Genomic DNA, 17,099 nt, shown 5'->3' with positions numbered 1-17,099 from the left:
GTCGATAGACCCCAGCATATGCAGGACGCCGGGGCACGACAGGGCACAAATCGGCGGCGGTGCGCCGCCGGTCGGGCAGGGTCGTCAGTGCACCCCGCCCATGAGCCGGCGGATCAGCGGGGTGAGCGCGGCCAGGACGGCGCCGAAGAGGACCGCCACCCCGCCGAGCAACCCGAAGTACAGGGCCTCGTGCTCGGCGCTGTAGTAGCGGGCCAGCACGCCCGACATGGCGGTGCCGAGGGCGACCGACAGGAAGAACAGCGCGACCGTCTGGGTGCGGAACGCGGCCGGGGCGACCTTCGTGGCCAGCGACAACCCGACCGGCGACAGCAGCAGCTCCGCGACGGTGAACACGAACAGGATGCCGGTGAGGGCGAGCAGCGGGGCGCTGTTGGGCCCGCCGCCGGCCAGCGGCAGGAACAGCAGGAACGCCACGCCCATGACGACGGTGCCGGCGGTGAACTTCGCCGGGGTCGACGGCTGCCGGTCGCCCAACCGCGTCCACAGCGCCGCGAACACCCCGGACAGCAGGATGACGAACACCGGGTTGATCGACTGCACCCACGACACCGGCATCCGCCACCCGAGCACCGTGCGGTCCAGCCGCTGGTCGGAGTAGATCGTCACCACCGTGAACTGCTGCTGGTACAGCGACCAGAACACGGCGCTGGCCAGGAACATCGGGATGAACCCGAGCATCCGCCGCCGCTCGACCCCGCTGACCGTACCGGCGGACAGGATCACGACGAAGTAGGCGACCGCGGCGACGGCGCTGACCACGACCACCGCCGTGGCGAGCCGCCCGGCCGGCAGGACGCCGGTGAGCACGACGACGGAGATCACCGCGACCACGGCCACCGCGACCCCCACGACCAGCGGCCGGCGGGACGGCGAGAGCGGGTTGGGCACCTCACGCGCCGCCCCGGTCAGCTGCCGCCGGCCGAACGCGTACTGGGTCAGTCCGATCGCCATGCCGACCGCGGCCAGCCCGAACCCGTAATGGAACCCGGCGTTCTGCTGCAGCAGCCCGGTCAGCAGCGGCCCGGCCAGCGCGCCGAGGTTGACGCCCAGGTAGAACAGTGAGAAACCGGCGTCGCGGCGCGGGTCGTCCTCGGCGTACAGCGAGCCGACCAGCGACGTCGCGGTCGCCTTGACCCCGCCGCTGCCGATGGCGATGCACACCAGCCCGGCCGCCACCCCGGCCAGGCCGGGCAGCACCGCCAGGCAGATGTGCCCGGCCATGACCAGCACCGCGCTGCCGAACAGCACCCGCTCCCGGCCGAAGAGCCGGTCCGCGGCCCACCCGCCGAGGATGGTCGACAGGTACACCGCACCGCCGTACGCGCCGACGATGCTGGTCGCGGTGGCCTCGTCGATGCCGAGCCCGCCCCGGTCCGCCTCGTAGTACAGGTAGATGAGCAGGATGCCCTGCATGCCGTAGAACGAGAACCGCTCCCACAGCTCGACGCCGAACAGGTTCGCCAGCACCCTCGGCTGCCCGAAGAACGTCCGCTGCCGCGGCTGCACCTCATCCGTGCCCGGGACCGTCATACCGACCACCGCTACCCGCACCTCCCCGCCGTTACGCCTCCCGGGCGAAGGTCATCGGCGGGCTTGACCTTCCAGTAGCTGGAACGGGTTGACTACGGGGCATGACAACGGGCGTCACCATCGGAGAGTTCTCGCGGCTGTGCCACCTCAGCGCCAAGACGCTGCGGTACTACCACGACATCGCGCTGCTGGTGCCGGCCGGCGTCGACGAGGGGACCGGGTACCGGCGGTACGCGCCGGGGCAGGTCGACGACGCGCACCTCATCCGGCGGCTGCGCGACCTCGACATGCCGATCGCCGAGATCAGGCAGGTGCTCGCCGAGCCGGGGCCGGCCGCGCGGCGCGACGCGCTCGCCCGGCACCTGGACCGGATGGAGGCCGAGCTGACCCGGACCCGGGACGTGGTCGTGTCGCTGCGGCGGCTGCTGGGTCCGGAGCCGCGGCTGCCGGTGCGGCACCGCCTGGCGCCGGGGTCGCCGGTGCTGCGCACGTCGGCCCGCATCGCCCGCACCGAGGTGACGGACTGGTGCGGGCGGGTCTTCCCGGAGCTGTACGCCGTCCTCGACGCCCTCGGCACCGACCCCTCGGGGCCGGCCGGGGCGACGTACTCGGCCGAGTTCTTCGCCGGCGAGACCGGCGAGGTGGTCGCGTTCGTACCGGTCGCCGCCGACGCGGTGCCCGCCGGCGACGACCGCTTCGGCGTGCTGCCCGCCGCCCGGTACGCCGTCGCCGTGCACAACGGCCCGTTCGCCGACTGCGACATCACGTACGGGCTGCTCGGGCGGCACGTCGCCGAGCACGACACCGCCCTGCCCGACCCCATCGTCGAGCTCTACCTCGTCGGCCCGGAGGAGACCGGGGACCCCGACGAGTACCGCACCGAGATCTGCTGGCCAATCGCCGCCTGAGGAGCAACCGCACATGACCGACCTCGCCATCGCCCACGTGACCGTCGACTGCGCCGACGCCGCCGCGCTCGCCACGTTCTACTCGGCGCTGCTGGAGCTGCCCGTCGACCCCGACCCGACGCCGTTCTTCGCCACCGTCGGCCGCGCCGCCGGCGCCCGGCCGGTGCTCATGTTCATCCAGGTGCCGGACCGTACCCCGGGCAAGAACAGCATCCACCTGGACCTGCACAGCGCCGACCTGCCGGGCGCGGTCGCCCGGGCCGTCGGCCTGGGCGCCAAGCAGGTCGCCGACTTCGCCGAGTACGGCGCGGTCTGGACGACCCTGTCGGACCCGGAGGGTAACCTCTTCGACATCGGCGCCAGCTGATCGAGCGGCTCTGGGGGGGATGCGGTGGACCGCGACCGGCGGCAGCGTTTCGTCGACCTGCACCGCGACGGCTGTTTCCTGCTTCCCAACGCATGGGACGTCGGCAGCGCCCGGTTGCTGGCCGCGGCCGGCTTCCCGGCCGTGGCGACCACCAGCGCGGGCATCGCGTTCTCCCTGGGCCGGCCCGACCACGACTTCTTCGCCGAGCACGGCCCGCAGGGCCGCCTCGACCGCGACACGATGCTGCGCCGGGTCGCCGAGATCGCCGCGGAGGTGGCCGTGCCGGTCAGCGCCGACCTCGAGGAAGGCTTCGGCGCCGCCCCGGAGACGGTCGCCGCCACGGTCTGCGCGGCGCTCGCCGCCGGGTCCGCCGGCGGCAACATCGAGGACTTCACCGGCGAGCGGTCGAGCCCGCTGTTCGACGAGGCCCTGGCCACCGAGCGCATCCGCGCCGCCCGCGCCGCCGTCGACGCCACCGGCGAGCCGTTCGTCCTCGTCGGCCGCACCGACGCCCTGCTGGTCGGCGGCACCGTCACCGACTGCGTGCGCCGGGCCAACGCCTACCTGGCGGCCGGCGCGGACTGCGCGTTCGTGCCCGGCGCCACCGACGCCACGACCGTCGCCGCGCTGGTCCGCGACCTCGACGGCCCGCTCAACGTGGTCATGGGCCTGACCGGCGACCCGCTGTCCTTCGCCGCCCTGCGCGACCTCGGCGTGCGCCGGGTCACCGTCGGCGGCAGCCTCGCCCGCGCCATGTACGGCCACCTGCGGCGCGCCGCCCGGGAGCTGCTCGACCAGGGCACCTTCACCTACGCCCAGGACCAGCTTTCGCACGCCGACCTCAACGACCTCTTCCGCCCCCGCTGACCGCCGCCGCCTCGTCGTCGACGGGCGGCGCTCGCCGCTGGGCCGCTGACGGCCGGGGCGCCGGCCTGGAGACGGTCGCAGCGACGAAAGCGCCGTGAAGGGGTCCGGAGCCCGCCACGGCGAGCGGCTCCGAGCGCGGCCGGGGGCGGTGTCAGCGAGGCCGCATCGCACACTGGCTGAGGCGCAGCACCGGCCCGGCCGCGTCAGCGAGGCCGCACGGCATACCGGCTGAGGCGCAGCAGTGGCAGGGTCAGCGCGGCCAGGGCGGCGCCGAGGGCGGCCACGGCGAGCATCGCGCCGCGCAGGCTGGTGGTCGAGGACCACAGGCCGACGTAGACCGGGCCGAGCAGGAACCCCAGGTACGACACGACGGTCACGACGGCGGTCGCACGGCCGCGGGAGGTCTCGGCGACGTTGCGGGACACGATGCTGAGCAGGGTCGGGAACAGGGCGCCGGTGCCGGCGGCGGCCAGGACGAGGCCGGCGAGGGCGGCCGGCAGCGACGGGGCACGGGCGACGACCGCCGCCCCGGCGGCGGCCACGGCGGCGCCGGCGACGAGGACGGCCCGGGCGTGGGCGGGGCTCACGGCGCTGACCGCGAAGCGGGTGACGGCGACGGTGGCCGCGAACACGGCGGGCGCGGTGGCGCTGAGGCCGGGGCCGGTGGCCAGGACGTCCTGCATGAACACGACACTCCAGCTCTGGTGGGCGTTCTCGCTGGCGAACGCGAGCGCGCCCAGGGCGCCGAGCAGCAGCAGCGGCGGCAGCGGCAGGCGGGTGGTCGCGGCCGGGCCCGGCCGGCCGACGGGCGCCGCGCCCGGGACGCCGGTGAGCGCGCGGTGGACCGCGGCGCCGGCCAGGACCGAGAGCAGCAGCACGGCCGCGAAGGGCAGCCAGGTGGGTGCGCCGGCGGCGTAGGCGCTGCCCGTGCCGAGGCTGCAGATGACGACGCCGGTGGAGAAGACCGCGCCCGCCCGGGTGATGACGGGACGACCGGAGCGTTGCTCGGCGCGGCCACCGACGGAGTTCATGGCGACGTCGACCGCGCCGCTGGCGATGCCCACGCCGGTGAGGCCGGCGCACAGGCCCGCGAGGCCGCCGGCGGTGAGGACCGCGGCGAGCCCGGCGGCGCCGAGCGCGGCGATCAGCGGCGCGGTGCAGCGCAGCCCCCAACGGTCCAGGGCGCGGCCGGTGAGCAGCATCGCGGGCAGCGCACCGGCGCTGATGCACAGCAGCGCGGTGCCCAGCCCGCCGTCGTCGAGGCCGGCCTGGTCGCGGACGCGGGCGACCGCCGCGCCCCAGGTGCCCCAGAACGCGCCGAAGGCGGCCGAGGCGAGGTAGGCCGCGATGGACAACCGGCGGTCCGGCGGGGCGAGACGCATTGTGTAACGCTACACAGCTACGATGCTGCCATGCAATCGCGCCGGGTGACGATGACCGACGTGGCCCGCGCGGCCGGAGTGTCGCCGATGACCGTGTCCTACACCTACAACCAGCCGGACCGGGTCTCCGACGGCAGCCGGGCCAAGGTGCTGCGGGCCGCCGCCGAGCTGGGGTACGGCGGACCCGACCCGAAGGCGCGGTCGCTGCGGTACGGCGCCACCCGCACCCTCGGCGTCGTGCTGGGCGAGCACCTCACGTACGCCTTCGACGACCCCCAGGCCGTGGCCTTCCTCGCCGGCGTCGCCGAGGTGTGCGCGGAGCGGGGCTACGGGCTGCTCATCGTGCCGACCGGCACCGGCGACGACCACGCCGACCGGGTCCTCGCCGCGGCGGTCGACGCGTACGTCGTGTGGACCACCACCGACGACGACCCGGTGCTCGCCGCCGCGTGCGGCACCCGCCGCCCGGTCGTCGTGCACAGCGGCCCGGCGTGGCCCGGCACGACGGTGATCGGCATCGACAACCGCGCCGCGGCGCGGGCGGTGGGCGCCGTGGTCTTCGCCGGCGCCAGGCGCCCGGCGGTCCTGGGCTTCCCGCTCGACCGGCGGCGGGCCACGTTCGTCGAGCCGGGCGTGGATCCGGCGACGGTCGGGTACCCGGTGACCCGCGACCGCCTGGCCGGCTACCGCGACGCCGCCGCGGCCCTCGGCATCGACTGGTCCGGCGTGCCGGTCGGCGTGTGCCGCACCAACGACGAGGGCGAGGCCCGCACCGTGCTGCGCGAGCTGCTCGCGGCGGTGCCCGACCTGGACGCCGTCGCCGCCATGAGCGACCAGCTCGCCCTCGCCGTCGTCCGCGAGGCCCCGGGCGTGCGGGTCAGCGGCTGGGACGACTCCGCCGCCGCCCGCGAGCACGACCTCACCACGGTCGCCCAGTCACTGCGCGACCAGGGCGCCGCCTGCGCGGCCGCGGCCCTGGGCGACCCCACCCCGGACCACCGCGACGCCTGGCACCTGGTCCGCCGCGCGTCGACGGACGGCGCCGGATCCACCCGGCCCCGCGGCGCTCGACGAACCAGCTCATGACGTGCGCCCCACGAGGACGCCGCCGGTCCGGTCAGTCGTCTTGCAGGACCGCGCGGAGCTTGAGGGCGAAGGCTTCCGGCTGGCCGGCGTAGCCGTGCTCGCCGCCGAGGAAGCCGCCGTGGTGGCTGGGGAAGACGGTCACGGGCTGACCGAGCAGCTCGGCGGTGGCCACCGCGGTGCGGCCGGTGAAGGTGCCCGCGGACTCCTCGCCGACGGCGACGACGATGCGGGTCGGCGCGGCGGCGAGGGCGGCGGGGTCCGGGCGGTAGCCGCTGACGGCCCATGAGCGGTCCGACAGCAGCGGGTCGTCGCGGGAGCCGTCGTCGTCGGACGGCATGCCGAACTGGGCGGGCCGCGGGGCCGGCTGGGCGAAGTACTCGTCGGTGAACTCGCCGTGCCAGGAGGTCAGCACGATGAAGGCGGCCATGCCGGCGTTGAACCCGCCGGCGTCGTACGCGTCGCGGACGGCGGCGCGGGCGCGCTCGGCGGCTTCGGCGTCGGGGAGCACCGGCAGCAGCGGCGGCTCGTGCGCCACGAGGGTGGCCACGTCGGTGGGGTGCGCCGCGACGAGCGCGAGGGCCGTCACCGCGCCGCCGCTGCTGGCGAACATGTCGACCGGCCCGGCGCCGAGCGCCTCGATGACGGCGTGCACGTCACCGGCCTGCACGGTCGGGTCGTGGTCGGTGCGGCCGTCCTTGCGGGCGCTGCGGCCGAGGCCGCGCGGGTCGTACGTGACGACGGTGCGGTCGGTGAACAGCGACGCCAGCGTCGTGAACCCGCTCGCGTCCATCGGCTGGCCGATCATGAACAGCGGGCGCGGCCCGTCCGCAGCCGGCAGCGGGCCGTGGACGTCATAGGCGAGATCTGCCCCGGCGGTCTCCAGGATGTGCGTCGTCGGCATGGTGATGCCCCCTCCCGTGATGAGCACTCACCGGACCCTACGCCCGCGGCGCCGGTCGGTCCGCTACGCCACACCGCCTGCCAGGCGGATCGCGGTCCAGGACTGCGCGGGCAGGGTGGCGTGCAGGGCGCCGCCGGTCACCTCGGCGTGGCCGGCCGGGCGCGGCACGACCCGGTCGGGGTGCTCGGCGGTGTTGGTGGCGGAGGGGTCGTCGTCGGCGACGGTCCACGCCTCCGCGACCCGCAGCCCGCCGCCGAACCCGGCCAGCGGCGCCGACAACGTCACGGCGTCCGTCTGGTGGCGGTTCACCACGAAGATGGTGACGTCGCCGGTGCCGGTGTCGTGGGTGGCGACCGCGTCCAGCAGCGGGACCTCGCCGTAGCGGTCCGTCTGGTACGTGGGCGCCTCCAGTTCGACGCGCAGCACCGTGCCCCGGGCGAGGCGGGCGGTGATCGCGAACGGGTGGAAGATCGTCTGACGCCACGCGGGGCCGCCGGGCTCCGAGCGGATCGGGGCGATCACGTTGACCAGCTGGGCCTGGCAGGCGGCGGTGACCCGGTCGCTGTGCCGCAGCAGGGAGATCAGCAGGTTGCCCACGACGACGGCGTCGGTGACCGTGTAGCAGTCCTCGATGACCCGCGGCGCGAACGGCCACTCGGTGGACGCGGTGTCCCGCTCGGCCATGAACCGCCGCAGGTACCAGACGTTCCACTCGTCGAAGGAGATGTTCAGCCGCTTGCTGCTCTTGCGCCGGGCGCCGACGCTGTCCGCGGTCGCGATGACGCTGTCGATGACGTGGTCCATGTCGACCGCGGAGGCGAGGAAGCTGCCGACGTCACCGTCGACGGGTTCGTAGTAGGCGTGCGCGGAGATGGCGTCGACCTCGTCGTAGGCGTGCTCGAGGACCTCGGCCTCCCAGCTGGCGAACGTCGGCATCGACGAGCCGGAGCTGCCGCAGACGACGAGCTCCACGTCCGGGTCGGCGGCGCGCAGCGCGCGGGCGGTCTCCACGGCGAGCCGCCCGTACTCGCCGGCGGTCTTGTGGCCGAGCTGCCACGTCCCGTCCATCTCGTTGCCGAGGCAGAACATGCGGATGCCGTACGGCTTGTCGGCGCCGTTGGCCCGGCGCAGCTCGGCGAGGCGGGTGCGGTCGGGCTGGTTGAGGTACTCGTGGACGTCGAGGGCCTCCTGCACGCCCCGGGTGCCGAGATTCAGCGCGTACATGACCTCGACGCCCGCCTTGCCGGCCCAGCGCATGAACTCGTCGATGCCGACCTCGTTGGACTCCAGGCTGCGCCAGGCGAGGTCGCGGCGGACCGGCCGGTCGGCGACCGGACCGATGCCGTCCTCCCAGCGGTACCCGGACACGAAGTTGCCGCCGGGGTACCGCACGACGGTGACGCCCAGCTCCCGGGTCAGCGCCAGCACGTCCTGCCGGAAGCCGTCGGCGTCGGCGGTGGGGTGCGTGGGCTCGAAGATGCCCGTGTAGACGCAGCGCCCCATGTGCTCGACGAACGAGCCGAAGGTGCGGCGGGACACCGGCGCGACGACGCGGGCGGGATCGAGGCGGAGCAGCGCGGACGGCACAGGGTCTCCCGGAGGCGGTACGGGCACCCGTGAGCGTTCACACGACGCACCCGTACGGTCGGCACGGACGACCGATGTTAACGGTCACCCGGCCGGCGGGGAAGCGGTGCCGGCCGGTCAGTCGCCGACGACCAGCGCCTCGACGAGGGCATGGCCCGCCGGCCCGTCCAGCGCCGGCCCGTCCACCGCCGGCGCGTCCAGCTCCAGCCGGCGCAGCGCGTCGGTGTACGCGGCCGGCGGCGCGCCGTGCCGCAGCCCGAGGGTGATCGCGGTGGCGAGCGCGTCGGCCAGCCCCGCGAGGGCCGACCCGTGCACGCCGGCGCGCAGGTCCACCCGGTGCAGCGCGCCGTCGGCGGCGTGGCCGGTGGTCATCGCGCCCGGCACCCCGCCGATGGTGAACTCCACCGTGCAGCCCGCCGAGCGCCGGTCCCGCGGTCCCGGCACCGCCGTCGTCCCCGTCATCGATCCGCCCCCGTCCGATCGGTGCCGGCACCCCGCGGCCGGCGACGCACCCGAACCTAGGCCACCCGGGCCGGGACCGACAGCACCGACACGACGGCGCTTATTCGGTGGACGGCCGGCGGGCGGCGCGGTAGCGTGCCGTCGACCGTGGTCCGGCCTGAGGGGGTGAGCACCGTGAACGTTGTACCGATGTGGGTGCTCCCCATTTCCGTCACGGTCGGGCGGCCGCGGTAGATGCCGCCCGGGAGCGTCCCTCTGGGATCTCCCGAAAGGTGACACCGATGAACACACTCGTCATCACGCGCGTCGCCGAGCGGCAGTGGCACGCCCTCGACGACGACCTGGTGGTCGGCCGCGGCGACGCCTCGCCCCGCCCGGACGGCCGCCTCTTCCTGAGCGTCGACGCCTGGCACGACGACGTCTTCGCCCGCCTCGCCGGGGCCATGCTGGCCGCCCTGCCGCGGCCGCTGTACACCGTCGTCGACGAGGCCGACCTGGACCTGCGCACCCGCTGGGTGCAGGCCGGGCTGACCACCCGCCGCCGCGAGTGGGAGTACGTCATGGCCAGCGACGGCGGCGACGGCCTCTTGCCGCCGCCGGGCCTGACGGTGCTGCCCACCGGCACGGCCGAGCTGGCGCCGCTGCGCGACCTGGACCGCACGGTCCGCGCCGAGATCGAGGCCACGATCGGCTGGGACCGGATGCCGGCGGCGGTGCTGTCCCGGCCGCTCGATCCCACCTGGTACACGGTCGCCGCCGAGCCCGGCGGGTACGTGGGCCTGGCCCGGCTGGGGCTGCTGCCGAGGCACACCAGGGTCGGCCTCATCGCGGTCCGGTCCGACCGCCGCCGCCGCGGCGTCGCCCGCGCCCTGCTCGGGCACGTCCTGGCGGCCACCCGCGCCCGCGGCGTCGCGACGGTCTGCGCCGACGTGCACGAGGCCAACACCGCGGCCGTCGCCCTGTTCGAGTCCGCCGGCGCCCGGCGCACCGGCAGCAACCTCGAGCTGGTGATCCGCTGATGCCCAAGTCGACCGACGGGATCCAGCTGGAGGGCACCGTGCTGGAGTGCCTGCGCGACGCCAAGTTCCGCGTCGAGCTGGCCAACGGGCACATCGTCCTGGCCCACATCAGCGGCAAGATCCGCAAGAACTACATCAAGGTCCTGCCGTTCGACCGGGTGCTGGTGGAGCTCAGCCAGTACGACCTGACAAGGGGCCGGATCCTCTTCCGCTACCGCAACTAGGCGGCGGGCTGGAACAGCTCGACGACGTTGCCGGAGGGGTCCTGCAGCAGGATCTGCCGGCCGCCGGGGCCGCTGACCACGTCGTTGCGGAACGTGGCGCCGGCGGCCCGCAGGCGGGCGACCTCGCCGGCGATGTCGTCGACGAGGAGGTGGATGCGGTTCCAGCCGCCCGGCGCCGGCCGCTCGCCGTCCGGCATGGGGCGGCCGGCGGAGCTGGCCGGGCCGCTGAGCAGGAGCCTCAGGTTGCCGCGGACGACGTCGGCGAAGGCCGGCGCCGCGCTGGAGCGCAGGGTGAACCCGAGGTGGGTGGTGTAGAAGCCGACCGCGGCGTCCACGTCGTCGACCATGAAGCGGACATGGACCATCGTTGCGAGGTCGTTCATCGCTCGCTCCCTCTGGTGGTGTCGATCGCGGGTAGCAGGAAGGTGATGCGCGCCTTGAGCTCGTCGGCGGCGCGCACGAACGGTGGGTAGCCGGGCTCCGCGGCGGGGTCCGGCATGCTCCAGTGCGCCAGGGCGGGCGAGCCCGGGAACCGCGGGCACACCTCCCGGACCCGGTCGCAGAGGCTGATGACGTGGTCGAACCGCTGGCCGGCGAACACGTCGAGGTGCTTGGGGTGGCGGCCGCTGATGTCGATGCCGCTGGCCCGCATGGCGCGCACCGCGTTGGGGTGCAGCGGCTTGGGGTGGCTGCCCGCGCTGGCCGCCTCGACCCGGGCCCCGCCGAGCCGCTCCAGCAACGCCTCGGCCATCTGCGAGCGGGAGCTGTTGCCGGTGCAGAGGAACAGGACCCGGACGGGGCGGCGCCGGGCCGGCCGGTGGGCCGGGTCCGCCGCCGGGACCAGCCGGATGCCCGGGTGCAGGGCCTCGCCGGCGCCGGCGAGCTGGTCGCGGCAGGCGGCGAGGTCGAGGCGGTAATACGTGTCGCGGCGGTCCGCCGAGCTGCGGCGCATGGCGACCAGGCCGCCGTCGCGCAGCTGGCCCAGGTGGTAGGAGACCAGGCTCTGCCGCTGGCCGGTCAGCGCGACCAGCTCACCGACCTGCCGGTCGCTGCGCGCCAGCTCGCGCAGCAGCTGCCAGCGCACCGGGTGGCCGGCCAGCCGCAGCACGCCGGGCGGCGTGTCCAGGACCATACCTCCACAGTACATCAAACTGGTTTGATACTCATGTCGGCAGCGGCCCGCCGGCCAGGGCGATGACGACGCCGACCGCGCCGGCGCCGAGCAGGACCGGCACGACGCCGCGGCGCAGCGGCAGCAGCAGGACGGCCGCGGCGGCCAGGACCGCGAACTGCCACGGCCGCGTGAGCGCGCCGGCCAGGAGGATCGCGGAGCCGAGGATGGCGCCGATCGCCGCCGGCCCCGCGCCGTCCAGGAAGGCCCGGACCCGCTCGTCGGCGCGCAGGCGGTCGAAGCGGTGCGCGCCGAGCAGGATGAACGCGAACGACGGGCTGAACGCGACCGCGGAGGCGAGCAGGCCACCGCCGATGCCCGCGGCGGCGTAGCCGACCACCGCGACGGTCTGCACCACGGGCCCCGGGGTGATCTGGCCGAGCGCGACCGCGTTGAGGAACTGCGCGTCGCTCATCCAGTGGTAGTGCTCGACCGCGTCGGCGCGCATCAACGGGATGATGACGAAGCCGCCACCGTACGACAGTGCCCCCACCTTCAGGGCCACCCACGCGATCGACAGCAGCACCCCGCCGCCGAGCCCCGCACCGGCCAGCAGCGCCGGCACCTGCGGGACCCGGCCCGGCCGCACCCGCTGGGCGACGACCTCGACGGCGCCGCAGGCCAGCAGCACCAGGACCAGCCAGGGTCCGAGCGTCGCCGCGGCTACGATCCCGGCGGTCAGGTACAGCGCCCACCGCACCCGGCTGCCGCTCTGCGCCGCCCGCCGCCAGCTCGCCGGGGCGAGGCTCGTGCCGGCTTGCACCGCCACGGCCGCGACGGCGGCCCCGGCCCCCGCACCGGCGCCGGCGACCCAGCGTGGCGGGTCGCCGGCCAGGAACAGCGCCGCGAGGGCGAGGATGACGGCCAGCCCGGGCAGGATGAACGCGGCGCCGCCGACGAGCGCGCCGACCCGTCCCCGCACCCGCCACGCGCAGAAGATCGCCAGCTGGGTGGAGGCCGGCCCGGGCAGCAGGTTGCACGCCGCGACGGCGTCCTCGAACTCGGTGTCGTCGAGCCACTGGCGGCGCTCGACACACAGCTGCCGCAGCAGGGCGATGTGCGCGGGCGGGCCGCCGAACCCGATGCAGCCGATGCGGCCCCATTCCTTGAGCACGGTGCGCAGCGCGACCCGGGGGCTGTCGTCCACACCGGCACAGTACACCAGTCTGTTTTGATGCGCCGCGCACCGCCGTGCCGCCGGCGGCTCACCGCAGCCGCGCCGCCGGACCGGTGCGGGCGGCGGGCCAGTCGACCGGCTCGTCGGGCTCGGCGGCCACGATGCCCGCCCGTACGCCCGCACCGCCGCACCTTCCGCCGCCATTCAGGCGCGGAAGGTGCGGCGGTAGGTCTCCGGCGGCACGCCGAACTGCTGGCTGAAGTGCCGGCGCAGCGTCGTGGCGGTGCCCATCCCGGTGCGGGCGGCGATCTGCTCCACCCCGAGCTCCGAGGTCTCCAGCAGCTCCTGCGCCCGGTGCACCCGCTGGGTCAGCAGCCAGCGCAGCGGGCTCAGGCCGGTCACCGCGTGGAAGTGCCGGGCCAGGTTGCGCTCGCTCATGCCGGCCTCGCGGGCCAGGTCCCGCACGGTCAGCGGCTCCCCGACGCGGGCCAGCGCCCACGGCAGCAGCCCCGCCAGGGCGTGCGCCGGGCCGTGCGCGACGGGCGCCGGGATGTACTGGGCCTGGCCGCCCTGCCGGTGCGGCGGCACGACGAGGGTGCGGGCGAGCGCGTTGGCGACGGCCGTGCCGTGGTCCCGGCGGACCAGGTGCAGGCAGAGGTCCATGCCGGCCGCCTTGCCCGCGGACGTGAGCACGTCGCCGTCGTCGATGTAGAGCACGCCGGGGTCGACCTCGACCGCCGGGTGCCGCTCGGCCAGCAGCGCGGTGTGCGCCCAGTGGGTGGTCGCCCGCCGGCCGTCGAGCAGCCCGGCCGCGGCGAGCACGAACGCGCCCGTGCACAGCGACGCGACCCGGGCGCCCGCCGCGTGGGCCGCGCGGACCGCCTCGACCAGCGCCGGCGGCTGCGGCGCCTCGGGGTCGCGGCAGGACGGGACGATGACGGTGTCGGCGGCGGCCAGGGCGTCCAGGCCGTGCCGGATGCCGGCGGTGAGCCAGCCGCCGACCGCCGCGCCGTCCTCGCCGCAGACGGTGAACTCGTACCAGGTCGGGGCGAGCCCGCGGTCGGCGCCGAAGACCTCGCACGCGGCGGCCAGCTCGAACAGCGGCGCGCCGTCGGTGACGGCCAGGGCGACGGAACGCATGTCCGAAACTGTACGGTGCGCGTCGTTCCGGCCACTGGTCGCGTCCCGCCGCGTGCCGGAGGCTGGTCGGCATGCAGCAGCGAGTAGCGGTCCTCGGGGCCGGCGGTCACACGGGCGGTTTCGTCGTCACCGAGCTCCGTCGGCGGGGCATGACCCCCGTGCCGTGCGGGCGCGGCACCGACCTGGACGCGGTCTTCGCCGGCGTCGACGCCGTCATCAACTGCGCCGGGCCGTTCGTGGCCACCGCGGCGCCGGCGATCGAGGCGGCGATCCGGGCCGGCATCCCGTACCTGGACGTCACCGCCGAGATCGAGGTCGTGGCCGACACGTTCGCCGCGTACGCCGGCGCCCCGGTGCCGATCGTGCCGGCGGCCGCGTTCTACGGCGGGCTCGGCGACCTGCTCGCCACCGCCGCGGCCGGGGACTGGCCCGCCGTGGAGCACCTCAGCATCGCGTACGCCCTCAGCAGCTGGCACCCGACGCGCGGCACCACGAGGACGGGTCGCGTCTCGGCGCAGCGCCGCGACGGCCGGCGCATCGCGCACACCGGCGGCCGGCTGCGGCACCGTACCGGCGAGGCCCCCGTCACCGAGTGGACGTTCCCGGCGCCCGTCGGCGCCCAGCCGGTCGTCGCCGAGTTCACGATGGCCGACAGCGCCACCATCCCCACCCACCTGGACGTGCCGGAGATCGCCACGTACATGACCCGCAACGCCGTGCAGGACCTGCGCGCGGCCGACCCGGCCGGGCCGGTCGCGGTCGACCCGGACGGCCGCTCGGCGCAGACGTTCCTCGTCGAGGTGGTGGCCCGCGCCGGCGGCGAGCAGCGCCGCACCGTGGCGAGAGGCCGCGACATCTACGCGGTCTCCGCGCCCCTGGTCGTCGAGGCGGCCGCGCTGGTACTCGCCGGCACGGGCGACGCGCCGGGGGTCGCTTCGCTCGGCGCCCGCTTCGACCCGAAGGCGTTCCTCGGCGCGCTGAGCCCGCAGCTGACCGTCGAGTGACGCCTCAGGCGGCGGCCTGCCGCCCGCGCAAGGCCGCCAGGGCCTTGTCGGCGTGCGCGTCCATCCGGACCTCGCTCCTGATGACGGCGAGGATGCGGCGGTCGGTGTCGATGACGAACGTGATCCGCTGGATCGGGGTCAGCCCGAGCGGCCCCCGCTTGACCCCGAACTGGGCCCGCACCACGCCGTCCGGGTCGGACAGCAGCGGGTAGCCGAGGCGGTGCTTGGTGGCGAACCGCGCCTGCCGCTCGACGGTGTCGGCGCTGATACCGACCGGCTGGCCGCCGACGGCGCGCAGCTCGGCGGTGATGTCGCGGAAGTGGCAGGCCTCGACCGTGCAGCCGGCGCTGAGCGCGGCCGGGTAGAAGAACAGCACCACCGGCCCGTCCGCGAGCAGCCCGGTCAGCGTCCGGGTCACCCCCTGGTCGTCCACCAGCGCGAAGTCCTCGACGATGTCCCCGACGTCCATGCCACCATCCTTCACCGCCGCACCAAGATCCGCCAATCCTGTGCGCTGCCCGCCCCGGCGCAACGTCACCCGGGCCGGCGGGCGGCCCGCGGCCGCGGCGCGCTGGTTGTCCTGTCGCCGTCACGGCGTCGGCCGTGCTCGTGGCGCAGGTGCTGACGCTGCGCTCCGAGGCACCGGGTACGCCGCGGTCCGCGCCGCCGCCACCGCCGGGTGATCGTCGCGGTCGGCGGCGGCGCAGGCATTGCGCACGGTCGATAGCATCGCGGGTCCCCACACCGAAGGAGCCGGTGATGCGACCGTCCGGACCCGTGCTGCTGCTCGTCGCCGCCGCGCTCGCCGGCTGCTCGGGCGGCGGCGGCACCGCCGCACCGGGCGCCCCCGCCCCGGCGACGTCCACCGCCGCGGCGGCCGCGACCGGCTCCCCGGGTGCGGCGCCGAGCCGGTCGCCGGTGCCGGGGTGCGAGTTCTACCAGGCGGCCGACGCGCAGGCGGTGCTCGGCGCCGAGCTGGCGCCGGCACCGAAGTTCACCGACAACGAGCCCGGCAAGACCGACACGAGGTTCAACTCCTGCGTGTACTGGACCGCCGACGGGCAGCGCTACGCCAACGTCGGCTGGCGCAGGGCGCTCACGCCGGCCGGGGCCGCCGACAACCGGTCCCAGTTCGCCAACCAGCGCACGGCCGATGCGGTCGCCGTCGCGGGGCTCGGCGGCGACGCGTACTGGGACACGCCGAACGGGCAGGTTCTCGTGCTCGCCGGCGACGCCCTGCTGGTGGTGTCCACCGGCGTGAAGGACAAGCCGGCCGCCGAACGCAGCCGCCAGGACACGGAGAAGCTCGCCCGGCTGGTGGTGTCGCACCTGCCGGCGTAGCCGTCACCCGGCGGCGGTGATCCCGCGCAGGTAGGCCAGGCCGTCCAGGGCGAGCCGGTCCTGGGACTGCGCCAGGGGCCGCCAGATCGACGCGGCGGTGGCGATCGTGGCGTTGTCGGCGGTGAACGACTCGATGCACAGCGCACCGGTGTAGCCGGCCTTGTCCAGCGCCTCGAGCAGCCGCGGCCAGTCCAGGTGGTCGCTGCCGGGCGCGCCACGGTCGGTGCCGCTGACCTGGACGTGCTTGATGTGCGGGGCGGCGGCCGCCACGGCGGCGTAGGGGTCCCGTTCCTCGATGTTCATGTGGTACGTGTCGAGCATGATCCCGACGCTGGCGGGCAGCCCGTCGATGAGCTCGACGGTCTGCTCGACGGTGTTCACCACGCTGGTCTCGTACCGGTTGAGCGCCTCGACGCCGATGGTGACGCCGCGCTCGCCCGCGTGGTCGGCGACCGGGGCGAGCCCGGCGCGGAAGTCGGCGTAGCAGGCCCGCCGCTCGGCGGGGGTCATCCGCCAGGTGCGGCCGACCGCGGCGTAGACGGGGCCGCCGACGCAGGGCGCCCCGACGGCCGCCGCCGCGTCGACACAGGCCCGCAGGTAGGCCCGGGTCGACGCGACGGTCGCCGCGTCGGTGCACACCAGGTCACGGCCCGGCGGGGTGACCGCGCAGACGCCGGCCGCCGCCAGGCCGTGGGTGGCGAGCAGGTCGCTCGTGCGTGCCGGGTCCCAGTCCCCGGTCTGTTCGATCGGCAGCTCGACCGCGTCGAAGCCCCACGCCGCCAGCCGCGGCACGAGCGTGGCGAGGGCGGCGTCGTCGACGGGCGACGTCCAGATCCAGGGGTTGGCACCAATGGCACGCACGAGCGGATTCCTTACTTCCAGCGTTGGGGGTAGCCGGGCAGGTCGGTGCAGCCGCACATGGCGTAGTGCAGTGGCGGCATGTTGGCGTCGACGTACTTGTCCAGGTTGTCC

The 17,099-nt window shown here is 75.3% G+C and carries 19 protein-coding genes; 8 read left to right on the top strand and 11 right to left on the bottom strand.

What is annotated here, in order from left to right; all coding sequences use genetic code 11:
* Nucleotides 1-84: 84 nt before the first annotated feature.
* Entirely contained in the window at nucleotides 85-1,551 is a 1,467-nt protein-coding gene (locus OP18_RS45190; protein WP_033365748.1) for a peptide MFS transporter, read from the bottom strand.
* A 101-nt stretch (nucleotides 1,552-1,652) separates the two neighbouring features.
* On the opposite strand from OP18_RS45190, the gene OP18_RS45185 reads away from it, so the two are divergent.
* Genes OP18_RS45185 through OP18_RS45175 form a run of 3 tightly spaced genes read left to right on the top strand, consistent with a single transcriptional unit; the run spans nucleotide 1,653 to nucleotide 3,693 of the window.
* The gene (locus OP18_RS45185) at nucleotides 1,653-2,459 is read left to right on the top strand and encodes a MerR family transcriptional regulator (protein WP_033365746.1); all 807 of its coding nucleotides are present in this window, start codon (nucleotides 1,653-1,655) and stop codon (nucleotides 2,457-2,459) included.
* Nucleotides 2,460-2,472: 13 nt separating this feature from the next.
* Entirely contained in the window at nucleotides 2,473-2,826 is a 354-nt protein-coding gene (locus tag OP18_RS45180; RefSeq protein ID WP_033365745.1) for a VOC family protein, read from the top strand.
* Between the two features lie 24 nt (nucleotides 2,827-2,850).
* On the top strand, nucleotides 2,851-3,693 hold the full coding sequence (locus OP18_RS45175; RefSeq protein ID WP_033365743.1) for an isocitrate lyase/PEP mutase family protein: 843 nt from the start codon (nucleotides 2,851-2,853) through the stop codon (nucleotides 3,691-3,693).
* A gap of 203 nt (nucleotides 3,694-3,896) precedes the next feature.
* On the opposite strand, the gene OP18_RS45170 is transcribed toward OP18_RS45175, so the two are convergent.
* Entirely contained in the window at nucleotides 3,897-5,075 is a 1,179-nt protein-coding gene (locus tag OP18_RS45170; protein WP_052388309.1) for an MFS transporter, read from the bottom strand.
* Nucleotides 5,076-5,105: 30 nt separating this feature from the next.
* Here OP18_RS45170 and OP18_RS45165 point away from each other — a divergent pair, with 30 nt between their 5' ends.
* On the top strand, nucleotides 5,106-6,161 hold the full coding sequence (locus OP18_RS45165) for a LacI family DNA-binding transcriptional regulator (protein ID WP_052388308.1): 1,056 nt from the start codon (nucleotides 5,106-5,108) through the stop codon (nucleotides 6,159-6,161).
* 31 nt (nucleotides 6,162-6,192) lie between these two features.
* Here OP18_RS45165 and OP18_RS45160 read toward each other — a convergent pair whose 3' ends face one another.
* From OP18_RS45160 to OP18_RS45150, 3 genes are all read right to left on the bottom strand, one after another.
* Nucleotides 6,193-7,089, bottom strand: coding sequence for an alpha/beta fold hydrolase (locus OP18_RS45160; protein WP_245635756.1), 897 nt, complete (start codon nucleotides 7,087-7,089; stop codon nucleotides 6,193-6,195).
* A gap of 36 nt (nucleotides 7,090-7,125) precedes the next feature.
* Nucleotides 7,126-8,649: an arabinosylfuranosidase ArfA gene (gene arfA / locus OP18_RS45155; protein WP_033365738.1), complete on the bottom strand. Its 1,524-nt coding sequence runs from the start codon at nucleotides 8,647-8,649 to the stop codon at nucleotides 7,126-7,128.
* A 117-nt stretch (nucleotides 8,650-8,766) separates the two neighbouring features.
* Nucleotides 8,767-9,111, bottom strand: a complete 345-nt coding sequence (locus OP18_RS45150) for a TSCPD domain-containing protein (protein ID WP_156090236.1) — start codon at nucleotides 9,109-9,111, stop codon at nucleotides 8,767-8,769.
* Nucleotides 9,112-9,392: 281 nt separating this feature from the next.
* On the opposite strand from OP18_RS45150, the gene OP18_RS45145 reads away from it, so the two are divergent.
* Both OP18_RS45145 and infA read left to right on the top strand, forming a co-directional pair.
* The gene (locus OP18_RS45145) at nucleotides 9,393-10,130 is read left to right on the top strand and encodes a GNAT family N-acetyltransferase (protein WP_052388307.1); all 738 of its coding nucleotides are present in this window, start codon (nucleotides 9,393-9,395) and stop codon (nucleotides 10,128-10,130) included.
* On the top strand, nucleotides 10,130-10,354 hold the full coding sequence (infA, locus tag OP18_RS45140) for a translation initiation factor IF-1 (protein WP_033365730.1): 225 nt from the start codon (nucleotides 10,130-10,132) through the stop codon (nucleotides 10,352-10,354). Before OP18_RS45145 ends, infA begins: the two co-directional genes overlap by 1 nt.
* On the opposite strand, the gene OP18_RS45135 is transcribed toward infA, so the two are convergent.
* The 4 genes from OP18_RS45135 to OP18_RS45120 all read right to left on the bottom strand — a co-directional run bounded on the left by OP18_RS45135 (nucleotide 10,351) and on the right by OP18_RS45120 (nucleotide 13,782).
* A complete protein-coding gene (locus OP18_RS45135; RefSeq protein WP_033365727.1) occupies nucleotides 10,351-10,737 on the bottom strand; it encodes a VOC family protein in 387 nt (128 codons plus the stop codon). The genes infA and OP18_RS45135 overlap by 4 nt on opposite strands.
* Nucleotides 10,734-11,486, bottom strand: a complete 753-nt coding sequence (locus OP18_RS45130) for an arsenate reductase/protein-tyrosine-phosphatase family protein (protein ID WP_033365725.1) — start codon at nucleotides 11,484-11,486, stop codon at nucleotides 10,734-10,736. Before OP18_RS45130 ends, OP18_RS45135 begins: the two co-directional genes overlap by 4 nt.
* A 31-nt stretch (nucleotides 11,487-11,517) precedes the next feature.
* Nucleotides 11,518-12,672, bottom strand: coding sequence for a chromate efflux transporter (gene chrA, locus OP18_RS45125; protein ID WP_033365723.1), 1,155 nt, complete (start codon nucleotides 12,670-12,672; stop codon nucleotides 11,518-11,520).
* Nucleotides 12,673-12,846: 174 nt separating this feature from the next.
* Nucleotides 12,847-13,782 carry a helix-turn-helix domain-containing protein gene (locus OP18_RS45120; protein ID WP_033365722.1) on the bottom strand — a complete coding sequence of 312 codons (936 nt, stop codon included), beginning with the start codon at nucleotides 13,780-13,782 and terminating at the stop codon, nucleotides 12,847-12,849.
* 71 nt (nucleotides 13,783-13,853) lie between these two features.
* Here OP18_RS45120 and OP18_RS45115 point away from each other — a divergent pair, with 71 nt between their 5' ends.
* Complete coding sequence (locus OP18_RS45115; protein ID WP_033365719.1) at nucleotides 13,854-14,786, top strand: saccharopine dehydrogenase family protein; 933 nt, start codon at nucleotides 13,854-13,856, stop codon at nucleotides 14,784-14,786.
* A 4-nt stretch (nucleotides 14,787-14,790) separates the two neighbouring features.
* Here OP18_RS45115 and OP18_RS45110 read toward each other — a convergent pair whose 3' ends face one another.
* Nucleotides 14,791-15,255: a peroxiredoxin gene (locus tag OP18_RS45110; protein WP_033365717.1), complete on the bottom strand. Its 465-nt coding sequence runs from the start codon at nucleotides 15,253-15,255 to the stop codon at nucleotides 14,791-14,793.
* Nucleotides 15,256-15,545: 290 nt separating this feature from the next.
* On the opposite strand from OP18_RS45110, the gene OP18_RS45105 reads away from it, so the two are divergent.
* Nucleotides 15,546-16,127 carry a hypothetical protein gene (locus tag OP18_RS45105; RefSeq protein WP_156090235.1) on the top strand — a complete coding sequence of 194 codons (582 nt, stop codon included), beginning with the start codon at nucleotides 15,546-15,548 and terminating at the stop codon, nucleotides 16,125-16,127.
* 3 nt (nucleotides 16,128-16,130) lie between these two features.
* Here the strand turns inward: OP18_RS45105 and OP18_RS45100 are convergent, their stop codons facing one another.
* Nucleotides 16,131-16,988, bottom strand: coding sequence for a sugar phosphate isomerase/epimerase family protein (locus OP18_RS45100; RefSeq protein ID WP_033365713.1), 858 nt, complete (start codon nucleotides 16,986-16,988; stop codon nucleotides 16,131-16,133).
* Nucleotides 16,989-17,099 lie beyond the last annotated feature (111 nt).

The organism is Dactylosporangium aurantiacum (assembly GCF_000716715.1).
Classification (GTDB): domain Bacteria; phylum Actinomycetota; class Actinomycetes; order Mycobacteriales; family Micromonosporaceae; genus Dactylosporangium; species Dactylosporangium aurantiacum.
Note: the sequence above shows the minus strand (reverse complement) of the source record. Positions and strands in the feature narration are given on the sequence as shown.

What these genes read in the sequence shown, in the direction of transcription:
- OP18_RS45190 (WP_033365748.1), bottom strand. Translation starts at nt 1,551, where the DNA reads ATGACGGTCCCGGGCACGGATGAGGTGCAGCCGCGGCAGCGGACGTTC.
- OP18_RS45185 (WP_033365746.1), top strand. Translation starts at nt 1,653, where the DNA reads ATGACAACGGGCGTCACCATCGGAGAGTTCTCGCGGCTGTGCCACCTC.
- OP18_RS45180 (WP_033365745.1), top strand. Translation starts at nt 2,473, where the DNA reads ATGACCGACCTCGCCATCGCCCACGTGACCGTCGACTGCGCCGACGCC.
- OP18_RS45170 (WP_052388309.1), bottom strand. Translation starts at nt 5,075, where the DNA reads ATGCGTCTCGCCCCGCCGGACCGCCGGTTGTCCATCGCGGCCTACCTC.
- OP18_RS45165 (WP_052388308.1), top strand. Translation starts at nt 5,106, where the DNA reads ATGCAATCGCGCCGGGTGACGATGACCGACGTGGCCCGCGCGGCCGGA.
- OP18_RS45150 (WP_156090236.1), bottom strand. Translation starts at nt 9,111, where the DNA reads ATGACGGGGACGACGGCGGTGCCGGGACCGCGGGACCGGCGCTCGGCG.
- OP18_RS45145 (WP_052388307.1), top strand. Translation starts at nt 9,393, where the DNA reads ATGAACACACTCGTCATCACGCGCGTCGCCGAGCGGCAGTGGCACGCC.
- infA (WP_033365730.1), top strand. Translation starts at nt 10,130, where the DNA reads ATGCCCAAGTCGACCGACGGGATCCAGCTGGAGGGCACCGTGCTGGAG.
- OP18_RS45135 (WP_033365727.1), bottom strand. Translation starts at nt 10,737, where the DNA reads ATGAACGACCTCGCAACGATGGTCCATGTCCGCTTCATGGTCGACGAC.
- OP18_RS45130 (WP_033365725.1), bottom strand. Translation starts at nt 11,486, where the DNA reads ATGGTCCTGGACACGCCGCCCGGCGTGCTGCGGCTGGCCGGCCACCCG.
- OP18_RS45120 (WP_033365722.1), bottom strand. Translation starts at nt 13,782, where the DNA reads ATGCGTTCCGTCGCCCTGGCCGTCACCGACGGCGCGCCGCTGTTCGAG.
- OP18_RS45115 (WP_033365719.1), top strand. Translation starts at nt 13,854, where the DNA reads ATGCAGCAGCGAGTAGCGGTCCTCGGGGCCGGCGGTCACACGGGCGGT.
- OP18_RS45110 (WP_033365717.1), bottom strand. Translation starts at nt 15,255, where the DNA reads ATGGACGTCGGGGACATCGTCGAGGACTTCGCGCTGGTGGACGACCAG.
- OP18_RS45105 (WP_156090235.1), top strand. Translation starts at nt 15,546, where the DNA reads ATGCGACCGTCCGGACCCGTGCTGCTGCTCGTCGCCGCCGCGCTCGCC.